This window comes from Burkholderia sp. (genome assembly GCF_018375725.1).
Taxonomy (GTDB): Bacteria; Pseudomonadota; Gammaproteobacteria; order Burkholderiales; family Burkholderiaceae; genus Burkholderia.
On the sequence record NZ_JAHACR010000338.1, the window covers coordinates 1 to 4,205 of the forward strand.

At 68.8% G+C, this 4,205-nt stretch carries 5 protein-coding genes; all 5 read left to right on the plus strand.

What is annotated here, in order from left to right; genetic code table 11:
* Positions 1–591, plus strand: a 591-nt coding sequence (locus tag KH616_RS22175; RefSeq protein ID WP_292251360.1) for an aldehyde dehydrogenase family protein, incomplete at its 5' end; no start/stop codon positions are given.
* A gap of 161 nt (positions 592–752) precedes the next feature.
* Positions 753–1,850, plus strand: coding sequence for an extracellular solute-binding protein (locus KH616_RS22180; RefSeq protein WP_292251361.1), 1,098 nt, complete (start codon positions 753–755; stop codon positions 1,848–1,850).
* 4 nt (positions 1,851–1,854) lie between these two features.
* On the plus strand, positions 1,855–2,772 hold the full coding sequence (locus tag KH616_RS22185) for an ABC transporter permease (protein WP_292251362.1): 918 nt from the start codon (positions 1,855–1,857) through the stop codon (positions 2,770–2,772).
* Positions 2,769–3,611, plus strand: coding sequence for an ABC transporter permease (locus KH616_RS22190; RefSeq protein ID WP_292251365.1), 843 nt, complete (start codon positions 2,769–2,771; stop codon positions 3,609–3,611). Before KH616_RS22185 ends, KH616_RS22190 begins: the two co-directional genes overlap by 4 nt.
* A gap of 36 nt (positions 3,612–3,647) precedes the next feature.
* The coding region (locus tag KH616_RS22195; RefSeq protein WP_292251367.1) for an ABC transporter ATP-binding protein at positions 3,648–4,205 on the plus strand (558 nt) is incomplete at its 3' end.

Below are 4,205 nucleotides of genomic sequence, written 5' to 3' on the forward strand. Positions count from 1 at the left end.
ATGTGCTCGGCCACGTCGCGCGTGCTCGTGGCAGCGCCGATCGCCGACGCGCTGCTCGCGCGCCTCGCGCAGCGGATCGACTCGACCGTCGTCGGGCCGCCGTTCGCACCGGACGTGCAGATGGGGCCGCTGACGAATCGCGCGCAATACGAACGCGTGCTGCACTACGTCGCGCAGGGCAAGGCCTGCGGCGCCCGCCACGTCACGGGCGGCGACACGCTGGACGGGCCCGGCTATTTCATCCGGCCCGCGCTGTTCGCCGATGTGCCGACCGACAGCGCCGTATGGCGCGAGGAAATCTTCGGCCCCGTGCTGTGCGTGCGGCGCTTCGACACCGAGGACGAGGCGATCGCGGCCGCGAACGACACCGAATACGGTCTCGTCGCAACGGTCGTCACGCGCGACGCGGCGCGCGGCAGACGCGTCGCCGCCGCCCTCGAGGCCGGCGTCGTCTGGATCAACACGCCGCAGGTGATCTATCCGCAGGCCTCGTGGGGCGGCTACAAGCGCAGCAGCATCGGGCGCGAACTCGGCCCGTTCGGCCTCGCCGCATTCCAGGAAGTGAAGCAGGTGATGATGCCGGCCCGCTGACGCGATAGCCGCCGCCGGGGCGGCATGAGTTTATGTCATGCCGCGCATGCAGAGATTTCGTTTGTTGCGGAAATTTGACCTCCCTACAGTTCATCGACACCCGTGCCGCCGTTCGACAACCGGCATCGGCCCCACGCTGCATCGTTCGACAGGAGACCACCATGCAACACTTCAAGGCGGGAAGACGGCAGGCGATCAAGACCCTCGGCACAGCGCTCGCCGCATCGGCCCTGCCGATGCCGTTCATCACGACGGCGAAAGCCCAGGAGCGCAATTTCTCGGGCAAGACGCTGCGCCTGCTCACGTGGTCGGACGACACGGGCGCCGCCGCGCTGCGCAACATCGCGGAAACCTTCAGCAGGAAGACCGGCGCACGCGTGATCGCCGACCGCGCGGACGGCACGTCGGGCATGGTCGCGAAGGTCAAGGCCGCGGGCGACCGGCCGACCTACGACGTCATCACGCTGGCCGGCGTCGGTGCGGCGGGCCTTGCCGACGCGGGGCTGCTCGTGCGGCCCGACCTCGACAAGCTGCCGAACCTGAAGGACGTCGCCGCGCAATATCGCACGGGCGCGAACGGCTTCGGGATCGGCTACCTGCTGTGGTCGGACGGCCTGATCTACAACACGTCGACCGTGAAAACCGCGCCGGCGAGCTACGAAGCGCTGTGGGATCCGAAGTATGCGGGGCGCCTGTTCCTGCCGCCGCCCGAATGGGCGGAAGCCGTCGATCTCGCGATCATCGCCGCGAAGCTGGCCGGCGGCTCGCAGCAAAACATCGAGCCGGGCTTTCGCAAGCTCGCGCAGCTCAAGGACCGCGTGCTGACGCTCGGCGAAAATCCGAATCAGGTCGCCGACCTGTTCCGCACGAACTCGCTCGACATCGGCGGCATCTACTCGCCGGCGTTCCTGCCCGCGCAGATCCGCAAGCCCGAGTACAAGATGGGCATCACGTACGGGATGAAGGAAGGTTTCGCGACGCAGCTGATGTTTACGGTCATTCCGAAAGCCCACCCCGGCGACCTCGATCTGATCCACGCGTTCATCAACCATTCGCTCGACGCGGGCGTGCAGGGCCGGATGGCGGCCGACGTGCTGAACGGCCCCGTGAACGCGAAAGCCGTGATTCCCGCCGAGAGCCGTGCATTCGTGCCGTCGCCGCAGCAGATCGCCGAGAAGGCCGTGCTGCACGACGACAAGGCGCTGGCGGTCGTCCAGCCCGCGTGGATCAAGCGCTACACCGACCTCTTCTCGGCCTGACGCCATGTCCGCGCTGCCCACCCGCCACGCGGGCGCCGTCGCCGTCCCGGACGGCAGCCCCGCCGACGCGCCGGCCCTGCCCGGCGTGCCGCCGTGGCTGCTGCTGGCGCCGATTCTCGCCTTCCTCGCCGTACTCGCCGCCGCATCGCTCGCGGTGCTGCGGATGAGCTTCGGCGTGTCCGGCAACGAATGGCACGCATTCACGCTCCGGAACTACGCGGATCTCACGGACGCGTACTTCATGAAATCGCTGTGGCTGACGCTGCGGCTCGCGTTCCAGAGCATGGTGTGCGCGGTGCTGCTCGCGATTCCCGTCGCGCTCGCGATGGCCCGCGCCGAGTCGCGGCTGGTGCGCCGCCTGCTGCTGGCCGGTGTGCTGCTGCCGCTGCTCGTCAATCTGCTGCTGCAGGGCTACGGCTGGCTGATCATGCTCGGCCCGGCAGGCCTGCTCAATCACGCGCTGCTCGCGTCCGGCATCATCCAGCGCCCGCTGCAGCTGCTGTACCGCGAACACGGCGTGCTGCTCGGGCTGATCCAGACCGCGTTCCCGCTCGCCGTGCTGCCGTTGTCGAGCGCGCTGCGCGCCGTCTCGCGCAGCTACGACGAGGCCGCCGCGACGCTCGGCGCATCGCGCTGGCAGACGTTGCGGCATGTCACGCTGCCGCTCGCGATGCCGGGGCTCGTGTCGGGTGCGCTGCTCGTGTTCGCATACAACGCGAGCGCGTTCGCGGTGCCGCTGCTGCTCGGCGGCCGGCGCGTACCGATGCTCGCGGTGCTGGTTCACGACCAGGTCGCGCCGCTGCTCAACTGGCCGGCCGCGTCGGCGTCGGGCGTCGTGCTGATGGGCGCCACGCTCGTCGTGATGGCCGTGTCGCAGCGCCTCGTGCGCCATCTTCAACCCGTCGACGAGGTGAGCCGATGACTGCCCTGCCGCTGCGTGCGCCGATGCCCGGCCGCCTCGGACGCGCGACGAGCGCATGCGCCGCGATCGTGCTGTTTCTCGCCGCGCTGCCGATCCTGACGATGACGACGATGTCGTTCGGCACGTCGGACACGCTCGAATTTCCGCCGCATCACTTCGGCCTGCACTGGTATCGCGCCGCGTGGCAGACCTTCGTGTCGAACGACGCGAACAGTTCGCTGTCGATGGGCGCCGCACTGACGACGAGCCTCGTCGTCGCGATCTCGACCATGCTGATCGCGACGGCCGTGTCGGTGCCCGCGGCCTACGCGCTGTCGCGCTACCGCTTTCGCGGCAAGGCGCTCGTCGAGCAGCTCGTCGCGCTGCCGATCGTCTATCCGCTCGTGATGCTCGGCCTTGCACTGCTGCTCGTGTTCAACCTGCTGCCGGTCGAACTCGGCACGCTGCGGCTCGTCGTCGCGCACGTGATCCTGACGCTGCCGTTCACCGTGAAGAACTGCGCGGCCTCCGTCGCGTCGATCGGCCCGGAATTCGAGGAAGCCGCCTGCCTGATGGGCGCGACGCCCGGCCGCGCGCTCGTCGACGTCGTCTTGCCGCTGATGCGGCCGGGCATCCTCGCCGGCATGCTGTTCGCGTTCATCGTGTCGTTCAACGAGTTCACGGTGACGTTCTTCCTGTACAGCATCGACACGATGACGCTGCCGGTCTGGCTCTACAGCCGCACGGTCTCGTCGCTCGATCCGACCGTGTTCTGCTTCGCGGTGTTCACGGTCGCGATCGACTTCGCGCTGATCTGGATGCTCGACAAGCTCGTCGGCGACGCCGGCGTCGCGGTCTGAGCGCGCCGGTCCGTCCCCCACGCACAAGGACTCCCCATGCCCCAGCTGATCCTCCAGGACGTGACGAAACGCTTCCAGCAGACCCATGCGGTCGATCACGTCGATCTCGCCGTTCCGGACGGCAAGCTCGTGTGCTTTCTCGGGCCGTCGGGCTGCGGCAAGACCACGCTGATGCGCATCATCGCCGGCCTCGAGACGCCGACCTCCGGCACGCTGACCTTCGCGGGCCGCGACCTCACGCACGTCCCCGCGAACCGGCGCGACTTCGGCATGGTGTTCCAGTCGCTCGCGCTGTTCCCGCACATGACGGTCGCGCAGAACATCGCGTACCCGCTGAAGCTGCGCAACACGGACAAGGCCGCGCAGGCGCGGCGCGTCGCCGAGCTGCTCGAGCTGATCCGGCTGCCGCACATGGCCGACCGGCGCGTCACGCAGTTGTCGGGCGGACAACGCCAGCGCGTCGCGATCGCGCGGGCGATCGCATCGTCGCAGCGCCTGCTGCTGCTCGACGAACCGCTGTCCGCGCTCGACGCGAAGCTGCGCGAGGCGATGCAAATCGAGATCCGCCAGCTGCAGCAGCGCCTCGGCATCACG

Coding starts and splice junctions, on each gene's coding strand:
- KH616_RS22180 (WP_292251361.1), top strand. CDS start 753: ATGCAACACTTCAAGGCGGGAAGACGGCAGGCGATCAAGACCCTCGGC.
- KH616_RS22185 (WP_292251362.1), top strand. CDS start 1,855: ATGTCCGCGCTGCCCACCCGCCACGCGGGCGCCGTCGCCGTCCCGGAC.
- KH616_RS22190 (WP_292251365.1), top strand. CDS start 2,769: ATGACTGCCCTGCCGCTGCGTGCGCCGATGCCCGGCCGCCTCGGACGC.